The sequence below is a fragment of the Marmoricola sp. URHA0025 HA25 genome, assembly GCF_054059435.1.
This window is the reverse complement of the sequence record NZ_JBSSCD010000001.1, coordinates 1431855-1447710: the sequence shown is the minus strand read 5'-3', so window position 1 is coordinate 1447710 and position 15856 is coordinate 1431855. Positions and strand designations below refer to the sequence as shown.

Sequence of the window (15856 nt, the reverse complement as noted above, 5' to 3'; positions counted from 1 at the left end):
CACTCCCGGGCTGACGTCGCGGTGGACCCGCGAAGTCTATGGGGGCACGCCCCGGCCGGTCCGGGCGCCATCCGACCCGTGCCTCCGGGCGCGTGGGGCAGGTGCCGCTCGTCATACACTCAGCCGCATGCCCGGAGACCCGAGAGTGCTCGAGGACCAGCGCGCCCAGGTCGCGCGGCCCGGGATCCCTGCTGATCTGCGGGTGGCGGCAATCGTCCCGTGCTTCAACGAGGCGATCGCGATCGCGAAGGTCGTCGAGGACCTGCGCACGGCCGTGCCCGGTATGGCGATCTACGTGTACGACAACAACTCGACCGACGACACCGCCGAGGTGGCCGCTGAGGCCGGCGCGATCGTGCGGCACGAGGACGCCAAGGGGAAGGGCAACGTCGTCCGCCGGGCGTTCGCCGACGTGGACGCCGACGTCTACCTGATGATCGACGGCGACGACACCTACGACGCTTCGGCAGCTCCCCGCCTGATCCGCACGCTGCTGGACGGGCCGTACGACCAGGTGCTCGGAGTCCGCAAGCAGGTCACTGAGAGTGCCTACCGACCCGGGCACGAGGCGGGGAACCGGGTCTTCAACCTCGTCGTCAGCCGCATCTTCGGTGTCGAGGTGCGTGACATGCTCAGCGGCTACCGGGTCTTCAGCCACCGGTTCGTCAAGTCGTTCCCGGCCGTGTCCCAGGCGTTCGAGACCGAGACGGAGCTGACCGTCCACGCCGCCACGCTGCGGGTCCCTCAGACGGAGGTCGAGGTCGGGTTCACCGACAGGCCCGAGGGCGCGGAGAGCAAGCTGCGCACGTACCACGACGGGTTCAAGATCCTGCGGCTGATCCTGCATCTCATGCGGGTCGAGCGCCCGGTCCTGTTCCACACGGCGATCTCGTTCGCGCTGGGGATCGTGGGCCTGGCCCTCGGCATTCCTGTGCTCGTGGAGTACCTGCAGACGGGGCTCGTCCCGAGGTTCCCCAGCGCGATCCTGGCCGCGTCGATCGAGCTGCTCGCGTTCATGACCTTCTTCCTCGGGCTGACGCTGAGCGCCCTCAAGCGCATCAAGGACGAGAACATGAGGCTGGTGTACTTGTCGATGGGGCCGCCGCTGCCGCGCCAGACCGCCTCGACCGACCGACCGGACGCCGGGTGACGGCTGGCCGGCGGACGGCGCGCGCCCTGCCGTTCGTACTGCCTTGTGTGGTCTTCGTCCTCTTCGCCCTCGCCGGGCTGACGACGTCGAGCATCGGGGCACTGCGCGAGGACCCGGGCCACCCAGCGGGAACCGAGATCGGCGCACCCCTCCCGATCCGGGCCGACGAATTCATGACCGAGTCACCCATCGGCCTGGGCTGGATCGCCTCGGGTTCCCGTGGCATCGACAACCCGCTCAGCGTCGCTCCGAACTTCTTCCAGCAGCTGCCGTCGGGGCCGGTGTCGGGGGTCGTCTTCTTCGACGGGACCGTGGCGATGCTCGGTCCGTGGCTCCCCGACGCCATGCTCTTCGCCGCACGGTGGTGGCTTCCGACCCTCCTGCTGGTGATCGGGTTGCCGATCTGGTTCCGTCAGGTGACCGGAACGATGCGCTGGGGCTACCTCGCGACCGTGGTGGTGCTGTTCTCTCCGTCGAACATGTGGTGGAGCGGCCGCCCGGTCAACACCCTGGGCTTCATGTTCGCCGGCTGTGCCCTGCTCCTGGCCGGGCACGATCTCCTCACGCGGGGCCGCACTGCGCGGGCGGTCGGGTTGTTCCTCGCCTCCGCTGTCCTGATGGCCCGCTTCCCGTCGTACTATCAGCCCTTCGCGATCATCCTCGGATTCCCGGTCCTCCTCGCCACCCTCGCGTTCCTGTGGGCCCGCACCGGCGCGCTGAAGGAGAAGGCGATCGCGGTGCTCGTCACCGGAGGCGTCGGCGCCCTCCTGACCGCCGGCACGATGCTGGAGAACCTCGACGCGATCAAGTCGGGCCTGGGCACGGTGTACCCCGGTGAGCGGGTGTCCACCGGCGAAGCACAGTCGTTCGGGAAGGTGTTCGGCGCGCCCGTGCTCGGCTCGCTCGAACACGTCCAGGGGACGCTCGTCAACACCAACGCCACCGAAGCGAGCTCCTCGTTCATCGTGCTGTTCCTCGTCGCCGGCCTGCTCTGGCTGGCGCGGGGGTGGCGCGGCGAGCGGCCCGCACGCTGGGCCTTCGTGGTCTGGATGGCGTTCACGGCGATCTGGCTCGCCTGGTGCACCGTCGACTTCGGGAGCATCGGCTCGCACCTGCCACTGGCCAAGCTGGTGCCGGCGATCCGGGCGGCCAACGACGTCGGCTTCCTCGCCGTCATCGCGTTCTTCCTCCTCATGGCACAGTGGCGCCCCGAGCACGTCAGGCGACCGATACTGGTGATCGCCGCCGCCGTCGCCGGCGTCGTGACCTACTTCGCCGGAGTCTCCTGGCGAGACAACGGCATCCCGGCCCTCACGCACGTCACCATCCTGGTCGCAGCGGCGGTCGCAGGCGCGGTGGTCTTCCTGCTGCTGCGCTGGCCCGGTCACTGGATCCCGTGGGTGGCCACGGCCGCGTCCGTGGTCTCGCTGACCGCCATGGTCAACCCGCTGGAGCTCGGGCTCGCCGACCTGCGCGGCAGTGGCACCGCTCGGTTCATGATCGACGCGGGCAAGGAGTCGCGCGCCGGCCACGACCTGTGGGCGAGTGACGACCCGACGTTCGACGCGCTCATGTTCGCGACCGCCACGCCTGCGCTCTCCTCCCGCCAGCAGGTCGGTCCCCATGACGCGGAGTGGCTCAAGCTCGACCCGGGCGGGGCGCACCGGGAGATCTGGAACCGTGGCGGCAGCTATGTGCGCTTCACCTGGACCCAGGACCAGCAGATCGTCTGGTCGAACCCGACGATCGACCAGATCGTCATGGCGGTCTCGCCGTGCGCGGTCGCGCGGCAGGAGCCTCGCCTGCGCTACGTCGTCTCGGTCAGAAGGCTCGACGACAGCTGCCTTCGGCTCAGCCGGAAGCTCCTGTGGTCCGGACGCCCCCACTTCGTCTACGAGGTGACCGGCTCCGGGGTGTGAGGAGCTTCGGTCAGCGCGCGGTCGAGGGAGCTCCTTCGCGCCACCTGGTCGGCGCGCACCATGATCGCGACGACGGCGACGATCCCGAGCGCGCCCACGACGGTCACCACCGCCGGGACCAGGTTGAGCTCCGGCGTCCAGAAGTCGCTGAAGCGCGGGTTGGGTCTCTGGTAGACGACCCCCGCATAGGCGGCCTGGAGGATCACCACGAGGACACCGAGCCGGATCGAGTACGTCGCGGTCCAGGCGAACGGGACGGCCGCGAACACGAGGAGCCAGACGTAGGTGCCGACGTGGACGGTCGCACCGTCGGGCAGGAACAGGACCAGCGTCCACGCCAGCATGCACACGAAGCACGCGACGACCAGGACCGCTGAGAGGTGGCCCGAGGGATCCCGTGGTCGGCGGCGGGCGACCGCGACGAGCCAGACGCCTGTCCACACGAGGAGCAGCACGGTCCCGAGCCCGATCGCGAAGGTCGAGCTGAAGAAGTCCTGGCTGCGCCACGAGTCCGGCCATGAGCCGCCGGGATGGAGCCGGTCGGCGATGCGGTGGTCGAAGACACGGTTCAGGTTCGCCCGGCGCGCCTCGAGCACCTTCCCGAGCGTGGTGTCGCGGTAGGCGTCGACCAGCGTCGGGAGGAACGGCCTCTTGTCCGGCGCGATCACGCCGGCGAAGTGCCACTTGAGCAGGCGCCCGTAGTTCGGGTCGGCGTACTTGCTGTAGAGCTCCCACGGCAGGTAGAGGACGCCCACGACGCCCAGGTTGAGACCGGAGTTGACCACAAGCTCCCTGGTGCCCCGCCCACGCAGAGCGAGAAGGGCGACGAACAGGATCGCGGGGACGACGAACGCGGCCGCACCATGGGTGAGGAAGGCAAGGACGGTCAGGGCGCCCGCTGCAGCCAGAGGCGCCCTCAGGCGTTCGGGCCGCTCGAGGCACAGGGTCACCAGGATTGCCAGAGCGGACAGTGCGAGACCTGCGCTCATCATCTTGGGCCAGGTGTAGGTGGTGTTCCACACGCCCAGCGGGAGCACGGTGACGAACGCGATGGTGAGCATCGTGACGCCCCGCCCGACCCGGAGCGCCCGCATCAAGGCGTACATGCCGGGAATCCAGATCAGCTGCGCGACGATGCTCGCGGCGATCCCCCACTGCATGCCGTGGACGTCGGTGTACCTCACGCTGTTCGAGATTCCGGCCAGAGTCTCGAACGGCCGGGTCAGCAGGAGGACTCCGGACTGGAGCGGCGGCCGATCGCTGCCGTTCCAGTCGCTGTAGAACAGCACCGTGCTCAGGTTGTTCCAGAGGTGGTAGGCGAACTTGTACTGGAGGACGTTGTCGCCGGGCTGGGCGCCGTACCGCGTCGCGACGGCGAGGAACGGATCGCGTAGGCCTCCCCACAGGAACGTGTGGCCGACCGCCAGGCCGAGGACCGAGGTCGACATCGCCGTCAGCGGGACCCAGGTGCGCCAGCTCGCCCAGAACCGGGTGAGGGCCAGCGCGGCCGCCGATCCCACGAGCACGGCGACCGAGAACACGATGCAGGCAGTTCGGGACCACCAGCAGAGGATCCAGGCGGCGTGCGCGGCGAGCCCGAGCCCCAGCACGCCGTACGCCGGCGCCAGCCACGGCGCGTCGGCCCACAGGCGGCGCGTGAGGCTCGCACTCGCACCGATGACCAGGGCGACCGTCAGCAGGGACGCTGACAGCGCGGCCCCGAACAAATGACTACAGCCGTCCGTCTGCCACGGCCTGGGTGACCCACGGGATGACCTCGTCGAGCATCTCGTCGAGGCTGGTGGTGCACTCGAACCCGAGGACGTCCTTCGCCTTCTGCACGTCGGGGACCCGCTTCTGCACGTCGTACTCGTACGCCGGGTCGCTGACCAGGGACAGCGGAGCGTCGCCCTTGATCTTGCGCCAGATCACCTCGGCCAGCTCACGCACGCTCGTCGACTCGGGCGTGGAGATGTTGAAGTCCTCGTTGAACGCCGCGTCCTGGCTCATGCACTCGACGATCCCCTTGGCCAGGTCGCCGCCGTAGGTGTAGTGGCGGACCTGGTTGCCCTCGCCGAGGATGTGCAGCGGGTCCTGGCCCTTCACGATCTTCTGCACGATGTCGGGGACGACGTGGCTCATCGCGAGCTTCACGTTGCCGGAGTCGACCTCGACGTCACCGAGCGCACGGCCTTCGCCGATGCCGACGCAGTTGAACGGGCGGATGACCGTGTAGGGCAGCTTGTACTGGTCCCACGCCGCCTTCGCGAAGTACTCCACGGCGAGCTTCTGGAAGCCGTAGGAGGACAACGGCGGCGGGATCTTGCGCTCGTCGCCCTCCTTCGACGGCCAGTGCTCGGTCGACTCGAAGACCATCGAGCTGGACAGGTAGGTGACCTTCTTCAGCTTGCCGTGCCGGTGCGCCTCGATGGCGGCGTCGCACGACGAGGCCATGATCCGCTCGTTCGTCGCGAGCAGGTCGTAGGCATAGGCGTGGAAGTAGGAGATGCCGCCGATCAGCGCGGCGCCGGCGACGAAGTGGTCGCAGTCCATGAGCAGCTTGGACATCAGGTCGACGTTGCGTGCGTCGTCCTCGTGGAACTCGTAGTCCGGGTGGTTGTCGTAGGACTTCTCGACCTTGCCGTACTTCGAGTAGTTGTCGATCCCGACCACCTTGTAGCCGCGGCGGAGGAGCTCCTCGACGACGTACCCGCCGATGAAGCCGGCCGAGCCGGAGACGAGGACCTTCTGGCTGTCTGCATTCATGACTGTTGACTTTCCCATCGTGTCGGTCGGCTGAGCGCCGGGGTCAGGACTTGTTGTTGAGCGCGGCGATCCGGCTCGCTTCGCGCCGGACCTGCTCGAGGGTGAGCTCGGGTCCGAAGGCGAACCGGTACCAGCGCAGGTACTTCGGGATCCAGGCCTTCAGCTGGAAGTTTGACTCACCGAAGTCCCGGTCGAGCCAGATCGTGGGGAGCTCGGCGACGGGCCGCCGCAGCCGGCGTGCCTTGGCCGTGAGCTCGAGCCCGATCTCGAAACCGCTGCGGCTGTGGATGCCGACCTCGCGGATGAAGTCCGTGGAGTAGGCCTTGAAGCTGTTGGTCGCGTCCCGTGTGCCGACGCGGCCCATCAGCGCCAACGACCTTCCGGCGCCTCGGGAGAGCAGACCCTTGAAGAGCGGCCCCCCGACCTGCTGGCCGCCGGCGCTGTAGCGCGAGGCGGCCGCCACCACGACACCGCGGTTGACGAGCCTGGCCAGGTCGTCGATCTGGCGGGGGTCGTCGCTGCCGTCGGCCATGGTCACCACGACCACCGGGCTGGTGACCTGGTCGATCCCGTAGCGGATCGCGTTCGCCGGCCCACGACCGTAGGTGCTCACGACCGGCTGGACCTTCGGGTTGGTGTTCGAGAACTCCTTCACCACCCCGACGGTGGGGTCCTCGTCGAAGTCGACGACGACCAGCACCTCGTAGTCGGACTCGACCGAGTCGGTGAGCCGCTCGAGGACGGGCAGGATGCCCTCGCCCTCGTTGTACGCCGGGATGACGATCGAGACCTGCAGGTTCATACGACGCTGCCCTGACCACGCAGGTTCCACACGTCCACGACCGGGACGTCGGTCTCGAGCTCACGATAGATCCTGTGCGGTGCCGCGACGATGAGCAGGTCGCACTCGGCGAGCACGCGCTCGAGCGGCACCAGCGTCGGGTCGACGGTCACGTACGGGTCGGTGCACAACACCTCGCGCGCCCGGAACTCGAGGATGCGCTTGAGCTTGTACGAGAGGCTCGAGCGGATGTCGTCGCTCTCGCCCTTGAACGCCATGCCGAGCACACCGACCTTGAGCTGGGCGAGGTCGTACCTCTTCTCCAGGTGCGAGACCAGGTACAGCGGGAGCCCCTCGTTGACCAGCATCGCCGAGTGCCCGAGCACGAAGGAGTTGTCGCTGAACGCGGCCAGCTGCATCGTGTCCTTGAACAGGCAGGGACCCGCGGCGAACCCGGCACCCGGCATGTCGGCCGCCCGCGGGTAGTCGTAGGCCAGCGCCTTGCGGATCCTGTCGAAGTCCAGCCCGTGGTCGTTGGCCATCACGTAGAACTGGTTGGCCGCCGCGAACTTGATGTAGCGCCAGGTGTTCGTGAAGAGCTTTGCCAGCTCGGCCTCTTCAGGCTCGAGCTCGACGATGCTCCCGGTCAGGTGCCCGAACAGCCGGGCGGCACGGTCACGCACGTCCTGGGTCCGGCCGGACACGATCTGCGGGAGCGTGAAGAGCTCCTCCATCGCCTTGCCCTCTGCGATCCGCTCCGGGCAGAACGCGACGTCCAGCTTGACGCCGCTGTTGGCGAACATGCGCTCGACGCCGTCGGTCACCCCGGGGTAGACGGTGCTGCGCAGCACGAGCAGCTGGCCGTCACGGAAGTGGTGCGTCGCCTCTCGAAGAGCGCGGGTGACGGCATGCGGGTCGGGGTTGAGGTGCTCGTCGACCGGCGTGCCGATGACGACGACGACCGCGTCGGCCGCGGCGATGATGCCGGGGTCGGTCGTGGCGGTCAACCGACCCGCGGCCAGGACGCGCTCGAGCACCTCGGCAGCGCCCTCCTCCTGGAAGGGAAGCTGGCCGCTCTCCACGAGCTTGACGGCTGCGTCGTTGAGGTCGTAGATGCCCACCCGCAGCCCGCGATCGGCGAAGGCGATGGCCAGCGGAAGGCCGACATGTCCGCAACCACCCACCACCACGACGTCGTGGCGTGCCGAATCGGCGTTCAGTGCCTCTTGGGTGGAGGAGCTCACGAGCATTTCCTTCGTCTCTGGTCGACGCCGCGGACCGGTGTCGACGGTTCGTCGGGCCGCGTCGCCTCGCGCGCCACCCTGGGGGACATCATCCGGCGAGGCCGGCACTTCGTCGTGCAGCCTGACGCCGAAGCTCGCGGCGCTCGGCCTGCGTCGGCGGGAGGTTCGGGTAGTCCGGTGTGTACGGATCGCGGACGGGCACTCCCCAACGCCGGCGCATGAACCGGAGCTCACCGGCCTTGGGCGTCGGCTCGCGAGTCTGCGACTCGAAGTGGAACAGCTCGCAGTGGGCCATGTAGAGGATGCGGTAGTCGTGCCGCAGCACCTTGTAGCAGAGGTCCACGTCGTTGAAGCTCTCGGGCAGCTCCTCGGTGAGACCGCCCACTTCGAAGTAGACATCGCGCCGCATCCCCACGCAGGCGCCCGTGACACCGCTGACCTCGCGGTTGATCCGGAGCGCGTTCGCCTTGCCCGGAGTGCCCTGCGGCGCGAACCGGTACGGATGCACGTACTCACCGCGCGAGTACGCCAGCCCGGCATGCTGGATCGCCGTGCTCGAGAAGAAGAGCTTGGCCCCGGTCATCCCGACGTCCGGCTCCTCGAGCGGGGCGACGAGCTCCTCGAGCCAGTCCTGGCTGCGGACCTCGACGTCGTCGTTGAGGAGGACCAGCCGGTCACCGGTGGAGGCCAGCACACCCAGGTTGATCTTGCGGCTGTAGTTGAACTTCTCGCGGAAGGGCACCAGGACCAGTCGCGGACCGGCGATCGCCTTCAGCTCGTTGAGGACGCGCGCGGGCGTCGGCTCGTCGTACACCACGACGACCTCGATGTTCTGGTGGCTGGTGCTCGCCAGCGCGGACCGCACGGCCCTCGTGACGAGCACCGCGCGGCGGCCCCAGACCGAGGACGACGATCCGATCGTGGGGATCACGATGCTGACGCGGCGCTCGCTGGGCAGGTGACGCTTGACGACGTACCGTCCCGGACCGCCGATCTCCACGGTGCCGTTGATGCCCATTCGGTCGAGGTGCTCCTGCACGGCCCGTCGGCCCGCCTCGAGCGCGTACGGCTTCGCCTCCGCATCGCCGGCCGCGGAGCCTTCGATCACCCGCCAGTGGTAGAGCACCTTGGCGATGTGCTCGACCCGGCGAGCACGCTCCGTCACGCGAAGGACGAGGTCGTGGTCCTGGGAGCCGTCGAACCCCTCGCGGAAGCCACCCACGTCGGCGACCAGCGACGCACGCATCACCGAGAAGTGGTTGCAGTAGTTCTGCCCGCGCAACCGCTCCGGCGACCAGTCGGGCTTCGGGAACGGATCGGTGAACCGGCCGTCGCCACGCACCAGGTCCTCGTCGGAGTAGAGGTAGTCGACGTCCTCATGGCGCTCGATCACCGCAGCGTTCTCGGCCAGGGCGTCGTCGGTGAGCAGGTCGTCGTGGTCGAGGAAGGCCACGAACCGACCGCGCGCCGCCGACAGGCCGTCGTTCGATGCCGCGACGATGTGGCCGTTCTCGGCCCGCTCGACCACCCGGATGCGGGCGTCCTTCGCGGCGTACTCCCGCAGGGTGTCGCGGACTGCCTGCTCCGGCGAGCAGTCGTCGACGAGGATCAGCTCCCAGTCGTCGTGGGTCTGCGCGAGCACCGAGTCGATCATGTCCCGGAGGACGCCGATCGGAGGGTTGTAGACCGGTGTGACGATCGAGAACTGCGGCTCTCGCCCTTCCTGGACCTTCATCCCTTGAGTCGCCCCAGGGGCCGCGTGAACATCCGGCCGATCCGCATGGTCCGCGACCCGCGCAGGGCAGCGATCTCGGCGTCACGCTCGGCAAGCTGCTTGCGGAGGCGGCGCACGCGCACCCGGATCGCCTTCAGGTCGTACTCCAGGCGGGCGGCGGTGGCCTCGAGGCCGACGACGTGGTCGATCGCGGTGAGCTCCGCGTGCCGCGCCAACAGGCCCGCATCATCGGTCGCCGCGGCTCCCCCGACGGCGACGGCCTCCGTCAGCTGCCGCTCGGCCTCGAGCAGGGCGCGGCGCTTCTCGATCACCTCCGCGTTGAGCGGTGCGAACTGGCTCTCATAGCGTTCGACGATCGTGCGCTTGGTCAGATCTGCGCGTTCGAAGAGGACGGCCCACGTGGCGAGGAAGGTCACGTCGGCGTCCACCCGCCGGTAGAAGCCTCGCTCGGCGAACCATGCCGCCCACTGCGGGGTCGGATGGACGTTGACGTGCGTGGACTCGTCGAAGTCTGCAGGGGTCGAGCTGAACAGGATCGTGTCGGTCGCGGCGCACATCACGTCGATCGCCTTCTGCGCGTCCTCCGGCGAGAGGTGCTCGAGCACCTCGACGCAGGTGATCAGGTCGTAGCGACCCTCGATCGGCTCCGTCGCGGACGTGACGGTCAGGCGGTCCCGGACGTCGGGGTGGGCGCTGTCGACTGCATACTCGGAGATGTCACGGCCGTGCGCATCGACGCCCCGCGAGACGAGCGCCTGCACCAGGAGGCCCTTGGCGCAGCCGACGTCGAGCGAGGTCGACGGATCGAGCAACCCCACGATGCGGTCGGCGACCGCGGTGAAGAAGTTGCGCCAGTGCGGGGTGTCCCATCCGTAGGCGCCGAGCTCTTCCACGTCGTAGTGGTTGTAGTAATTGTCCGCGTAGTCCACCGGGGCCGTGGACAGGCTCGACGTCACGCGTTTCTCGGAGGTCATGCGTGGCCAGGTCTCCCCGTCGTGTCGTATGGCGGTGCCAGCGGAATGATCAGCCGACACGATACTCGACACGGGCCCTTTCACAGCAAACGCCCGGTGCCGCCCGCGCGCTCAGAGCGACCGCACGAGCGGCGACTGGTAGATCGACTTCACGACGTCACCCGCCAGCGACTCGGTCAGCGCTGCCGCGACCCGGTCCAGCGCCGCTGCCGCATCCCCGGCGAGGGGTTCGGCCGGGACGACGACGACATGGCCGGCGTCGTCCTGGGTCCAGCCTCCGACGATGCGGCCGGCCCACCAGGCGGTGGGGCCACCGTTGCCGTTGGCGTCGAACAGCCGTTCGGCATGCTCGCCGAGGTAGAAGCCGCGCTGCTTCCAGCCCATCGTGGTCGGATCGAGCGCGGGAAGGAGGGCGGCCCAGGGCTCCACCGGATCGTCGTCATCGAGGTCGTCGGGCAGCACCCAGCCGGTGCCGTCGGCGAGGGTCACCTCCACCGCCTCGACGTCGGCCAGCGCCCGCCGGACCGCCGCCTTGGTGGCGCCGAGCCACCAGACGATGTCGGCCTCGGTGCCGGGACCGAACGTGTGCAGCCACGAGCGCACGAGCGCCGCGTAGCCCTCGTGCTCGGACATCGGCGGACCGACGTCCATCCAGTCGGAGGTCACCGTCCACCGCGGCCGCGAGGTCTTCCAGCCGCCTGCGTTCGCTCCGCGGACGACGGCCCCGCTCGCGGCCAGCGTCGTGAGCACGCGCGGCGCCACCGGGAACTCGCCGCCGTACGTCTTGCCGGGGGACACCACGAGGCGAGCCTCCAACGCACTCAGCGCGCCCCGCAGCTCCATCGTGGTCATCGGCCCCCGCTCGTGCAGCATCGCCAGCACCGCGGCTGTCGTCGCCTCGACCCAGGCCGGCCCGTCCTCGCTGATGCCGGCCTTGGCGACGTCGCGGGCGAGCTGGGCGCGCTGCTGGGCCGCCACGCGGGCGGCCGCACTCCCCCAGACCGCGGGGAGCAGCCCGCGCGGAAAGGCGAAGACAGTACGCCGCATCGCGAGCTGCTTGACCACGCTGCGGTCGTCGTACAGCGCCTTGTCGACCGCGTCGACGCTCGCGCCGCAGCGCGCGAACGCGGCGAGGTGGACCGAGGCGGGCTCGGTGGCGTGCAGGCAGGTCATCGCCGCCGCAGCCTCCTCGACGGAGGCGACCGGCTCGGCCAGCCCGTGGCGGCGTCCGAGACGGATGCGGCGCTGGGCATCGGTGATGGTGCGCACGGACCCATCCAAACGCAGGCCTCCGACGAGGCGCGGTTCTCACCAGGTCTCGACTGATCGCTCGCTGGCGCTCGCTGCTCGACCACCCGGGCAGGGTCTCAACTGATCGCCACCCGGGCGGGGTCTCGACTGATCGCTCGCTGGCGCTCGCTGCTCGACCACCCGGGCAGGGTCTCGACTGATCGCCACCCGGGCGGGGTCTCGACTGATCGCTCCCTGCTCGATCACCCGGAGGGACGCGACCGAGGGTCCTCGGGCGGATGATTTGATCGTCCGGTGCACCAGGCCGACGCGAACACCGAGACCAGGCTCCAGCGCGTCCTGGTCGTGCTCGGCATCGCGGTCCTGGCCTTCAACCTGAGGCCGGCGGCCGTGAGCGTCGGCCCGGTGCTCGACGAGGTCCGGCACGGCCTCGGCCTCAACGCGGCGGAGACCGGCCTGCTCACCGCGCTCCCGGTGCTCTCGTTCGCGGTGTTCGGAGCCCTCGCACCGAGGTTCGCGCGGGTGGTCGGGATGCACCGGGTGACCCTGCTGGCCCTCGGCGCGCTGGCGGTCGGTCTGTGGTTCCGCACCCGGGTCGACTCGGCGCTCCCGTTCCTGCTGCTGTCGTTCCTCTCGCTCGCCGGGATGGCGATCGCCAACGTCGTCCTGCCGTCACTGGTCAAACTGCACTTCCCCGACCGCGTCGGCCTGCTCACCTCGCTGTACTCGACGTTCCTGGCGCTCGGGCTCACCTCGGCCTCCGTGCTCACCGTGCCGATCGCCGAGGCCGGCTCGGACGGGGGCACGATCGACTGGCGCCTGGGCATCGGGACGTGGGCCCTGACCGCGTCGGTGGCGGCGGTGCCGTGGCTCGCCCTGGTCCGCCACGACCGCAAGGACACCGAGCAGCCGCGCCACCTGAAGCTGACCGAGGTCGCCAGGACCCGGATCGGCTGGGTGATGGCGCTGTTCTTCGGCCTGCAGTCGCTGCAGGCTTACGTGATCTTCGGGTGGTTCGCGAAGCTGTACCGCGACGCGGGTTTCAGCGCCTCGACGGCAGGGCTCCTCCTGGGCGTCGCGACGGGGATCAGCATCCCGCTGTCGTTCGTGATCCCGTCCCTCACGGTGAGGGTCCGCGACCAGCGGGTGCTCCTCACCGCGATCATGGCGTGCTACCCCTTCGGCTACCTCGGACTGCTGATCGCGCCGGTGGGTGGCGCGTGGCTCTGGGCTGTCGCCGTGGGCACCGGCACGTGCACGTTCCCGTTCATCCTGACGCTGATCGGCCTGCGGGCGCGTACGCCGGAGGGCACGGCCGTCCTCTCCGGCTTCACCCAGTCGGTCGGCTACCTGGTCTCCGTGGCGGGGCCGTTCGGGGTCGGCATCCTGCACGACGTGACCGGCGGATGGACGGTGCCGCTCTGGGCCTTGATCGGTCTCTGCGTGCCGCAGTACCTGCTCGGTCTGGTCGCGTCACGGCCGGCGTACCTCGAGGACCAGCTGGACTCAGTAGGCGCGCGCTAGCGTCGCGCTCACGCGGCACCCGCGCGCAACGCGCCGGCCCCCGCGGGCAGCCTGACCGTGACGGTGGTGCCCACTCCCGGGGCGGAGACGAGCGAGATGGTGCCACCGTGCTCCTCGACGATCCTCTTGACGATCACGAGGCCCAGGCCGGTGCCCTGGATCGCCATCCGGGTCGCCACCGAGGACCGGAAGAACTGTGTGAAGAGCTGGTCCTGCTCCTCCACGGGGATCCCCAGCCCGGTGTCCGCGACCGTGAGGACGAGGTCCGCGCCGTCGCGGCGGGCGTCGAGCGAGACCGAGCCGCCCGGCGGCGTGAACTTGACCGCGTTGGTCAGCAGGTTCAGGAGCGCGCGGTCGAGCTGGTCGCGGTCCCCGACGACACTTCCCGTGCCGGGCCGGCACGCGACGGTCAGCGCGACCGACTTGGCGGCCGCCGCCGGGCCGACCTGGCCGCCGACGTCCTCGACGAGGTGCTCGACGAGCGTGGCCCGGCGATGGAGCTGGATCGCGGTGGTGTCGATGTGGCTGAGCGTCAGCAGGTCCTCGATCAACGTCAGGAGGCGGCCGCTGTTCCGGCCGATCATCTCGACACCACGTGCCTGGTCGGCGGACAGCTCCCCGAGGTCGCCGTCCTCGAGGAGCTCGAGCTCCCCGATGATGCTCGTCAGCGGCGTGCGCAGCTCGTGGGAGACCGTGGCCACGAACTCGGTCCTCATCCGGTCGAGCTGCTCGAGCTCGTGCACCTGACGCTGGAGGGCGGTCTCGAGCGCCTTGCGCTCGGTGATGTCGTGCGCCGTGACGACGATGCCGTGGACACTGGGGTCCTCCAGGAGGTTGGTGCTCACCGCCTCGACATCGGTGAACTCCCCGTCGCCTCGACGCATCCTCCACTCGGCGTGGTCGGTCTTCCCCGGATGCAGGGCGAGCCGGCAGAAGTAGTCGCGCAGGACCAGCGCTTCGGCCGGGTCCACCAGCGAGGTCAGCGGTGTGCCCGGCAGGCCGTCCGGATGGTGGCCGAGCGCGCGCGCCACGGAAGGCGTGACGTACCGGATCACCAGGTCGGCGTCGACGACCATGATCATGTCCGAGGAGTTCTGGACGAGCGCGCCCACCCTGGACTCGCTGCGTTGGTGGCTCAGGTCGTCGCTGAGCGCGGCGGCCTCGAGTGCCACGGCAACCTGTGCCCCGAGCGTCCGCAGGCCGTCGACGACGTCGGTCGGCAGCGGTCGGACGTGCTCCACGACGACCTGTCCGTACGCGTCGGCCTGGGTGAGGAGAGGGATCACGAGCGCATCGGCCGCCCGAGTGGTCTCCACGCCGGGACCGGCCGGTTCCCACAGGTCGACGGCGATCGACACCTGCGAGAGCTCCTCCACCAGCGCGCGCGCTCCGTCGACCGCGGCGCGCCGGATGTGCTCCCGGTCCGGGGCGGCTGCGAGTGCGGTCGCCGCGAGGCGCAGGACGGTCTCGCGGCGGCGTGCCTGCTCGTGGCGGTCCACGGCGCGGCGCAGGCTCGAGACGAGACCCGTCATCCGCACCAGCACCAGCACGAACATCACGACCGAGACCGCAGCCGCGACGGCCACGTCGAAACCGTCGATCGGCCACTTCCGGTCCGCGAACACAGTGGCGGGCGCGATCAGCGTGGCAGCGGCGAGGAGCAGGATCCGCTTCCCGCTCAGCGACGCGCTCGGTGCGGGCGCCCGTGTCGACAGGGCACGCATCGACGGGTGCAGCGCAGCGGCTCCCCACAGCAGGTAGGTGCTCATCCAGCCCGCGTCGAGCCAGCTGCCCATCGTGTAGCTGCCGCTCAGCTCGATGGCGCCGTAGACGACATCGGTGGCGACGAGGCACAGCATGCTGGCAGCGAGGAGGCCGAACGCCCGGGGCCGCGCCCCGGTTCCCATGACCAGCCGGACGGCTACCGCGAGGAGCAGCACGTCCATGGACGGATAGGCCATCGAGACCATGCTCGAGAGCAGGGTGTCGCCCTCTTGACGGGTGTACGGCTCGATCAGGTAGATCCACGACAGCAGCCCGAAGCCGACGGTGATGATGCTGGCGTCGAGCAGGCTCGCGAAGTCCCTGCCCGGCGTACGGCTGCGGATCAGCAGGACCAGGCCGGTAACCTGGAGCGGGTAGTAGGCGATGTAGAGCCCGTCGGCCAGGGACGGGAACGACAGGTCATAGGTGTAGTAGAAGAAGTCGCCGGCGACGAACAGCACCTGGGCGAGGATGAAGAGCAACCAGGGCAGCACGGGGGTCGGCCGGTAGCGCACCACCCCGATCGCGATGGCCGCGGCGGCCGAGAGGCCGACGAGCTCAAAGAGCCAGTTGCTCCCCGCCAACGGGGGAACGAAGAGGTAGCAGACGAGCGCGACGGCGCCCCCGAGCAGGTACGCACGCGACGCACGACCGTCGCGGGAGGCACCGTGCGTGCCGCCCACGGCCCGCCGGCCGAACCCTGCCGTCCAGCCCAACACTCCCGAGGCGCCGCGCGTCGAAGTAGCAA

The 15856-nt window shown here is 69.6% G+C and carries 11 protein-coding genes; 3 read left to right on the top strand and 8 right to left on the bottom strand.

Features of this window, described 5'->3' with window-relative positions; all coding sequences use genetic code 11:
- The first annotated feature begins 127 nt into the window (after positions 1 to 127).
- Entirely contained in the window at positions 128 to 1150 is a 1023-nt protein-coding gene (locus tag ACVW00_RS07080) for a glycosyltransferase family 2 protein (protein WP_457110196.1), read from the top strand.
- A gap of 47 nt (positions 1151 to 1197) precedes the next feature.
- Positions 1198 to 3069, top strand: coding sequence for a DUF7657 domain-containing protein (locus ACVW00_RS07075; RefSeq protein ID WP_457110195.1), 1872 nt, complete (start codon positions 1198 to 1200; stop codon positions 3067 to 3069).
- Here ACVW00_RS07075 and ACVW00_RS07070 read toward each other — a convergent pair.
- The 7 genes from ACVW00_RS07070 to ACVW00_RS07040 form a co-directional block, all read right to left on the bottom strand.
- On the bottom strand, positions 3042 to 4796 hold the full coding sequence (locus ACVW00_RS07070; RefSeq protein ID WP_457110194.1) for a hypothetical protein: 1755 nt from the start codon (positions 4794 to 4796) through the stop codon (positions 3042 to 3044). The two genes, ACVW00_RS07075 and ACVW00_RS07070, sit on opposite strands and share 28 nt — an antisense overlap.
- 4 nt (positions 4797 to 4800) lie before the next feature.
- Positions 4801 to 5835, bottom strand: coding sequence for an NAD-dependent epimerase/dehydratase family protein (locus ACVW00_RS07065; protein ID WP_457110193.1), 1035 nt, complete (start codon positions 5833 to 5835; stop codon positions 4801 to 4803).
- Between the two features lie 43 nt (positions 5836 to 5878).
- Positions 5879 to 6637 (bottom strand): glycosyltransferase family 2 protein, encoded by a 759-nt coding sequence (locus ACVW00_RS07060; RefSeq protein ID WP_457110192.1) that lies wholly within the window; start codon positions 6635 to 6637, stop codon positions 5879 to 5881.
- A complete protein-coding gene (locus ACVW00_RS07055) occupies positions 6634 to 7860 on the bottom strand; it encodes a nucleotide sugar dehydrogenase (protein ID WP_457110191.1) in 1227 nt (408 codons plus the stop codon). The genes ACVW00_RS07060 and ACVW00_RS07055 overlap by 4 nt, the downstream gene beginning before the upstream one ends.
- Before the next feature lie 88 nt (positions 7861 to 7948).
- Positions 7949 to 9595, bottom strand: coding sequence for a glycosyltransferase family 2 protein (locus ACVW00_RS07050; protein ID WP_457110190.1), 1647 nt, complete (start codon positions 9593 to 9595; stop codon positions 7949 to 7951).
- Entirely contained in the window at positions 9592 to 10569 is a 978-nt protein-coding gene (locus ACVW00_RS07045) for a methyltransferase domain-containing protein (protein WP_457110189.1), read from the bottom strand. Before ACVW00_RS07045 ends, ACVW00_RS07050 begins: the two co-directional genes overlap by 4 nt.
- Before the next feature lie 111 nt (positions 10570 to 10680).
- Positions 10681 to 11838, bottom strand: coding sequence for a winged helix DNA-binding domain-containing protein (locus ACVW00_RS07040; RefSeq protein WP_457110188.1), 1158 nt, complete (start codon positions 11836 to 11838; stop codon positions 10681 to 10683).
- A gap of 276 nt (positions 11839 to 12114) precedes the next feature.
- On the opposite strand from ACVW00_RS07040, the gene ACVW00_RS07035 reads away from it, so the two are divergent.
- Entirely contained in the window at positions 12115 to 13344 is a 1230-nt protein-coding gene (locus ACVW00_RS07035) for a CynX/NimT family MFS transporter (protein ID WP_457110187.1), read from the top strand.
- 8 nt (positions 13345 to 13352) lie between these two features.
- On the opposite strand, the gene ACVW00_RS07030 is transcribed toward ACVW00_RS07035, so the two are convergent.
- Positions 13353 to 15791 carry a PAS domain-containing sensor histidine kinase gene (locus ACVW00_RS07030; RefSeq protein ID WP_457110186.1) on the bottom strand — a complete coding sequence of 813 codons (2439 nt, stop codon included), beginning with the start codon at positions 15789 to 15791 and terminating at the stop codon, positions 13353 to 13355.
- Positions 15792 to 15856 lie beyond the last annotated feature (65 nt).

Bases quoted from the DNA above. Each gene is read 5' to 3' on its own strand.
- ACVW00_RS07080 (WP_457110196.1), top strand. From the start codon at position 128: ATGCCCGGAGACCCGAGAGTGCTCGAGGACCAGCGCGCCCAGGTCGCG.
- ACVW00_RS07065 (WP_457110193.1), bottom strand. From the start codon at position 5,835: ATGAATGCAGACAGCCAGAAGGTCCTCGTCTCCGGCTCGGCCGGCTTC.
- ACVW00_RS07060 (WP_457110192.1), bottom strand. From the start codon at position 6,637: ATGAACCTGCAGGTCTCGATCGTCATCCCGGCGTACAACGAGGGCGAG.
- ACVW00_RS07050 (WP_457110190.1), bottom strand. From the start codon at position 9,595: ATGAAGGTCCAGGAAGGGCGAGAGCCGCAGTTCTCGATCGTCACACCG.
- ACVW00_RS07045 (WP_457110189.1), bottom strand. From the start codon at position 10,569: ATGACCTCCGAGAAACGCGTGACGTCGAGCCTGTCCACGGCCCCGGTG.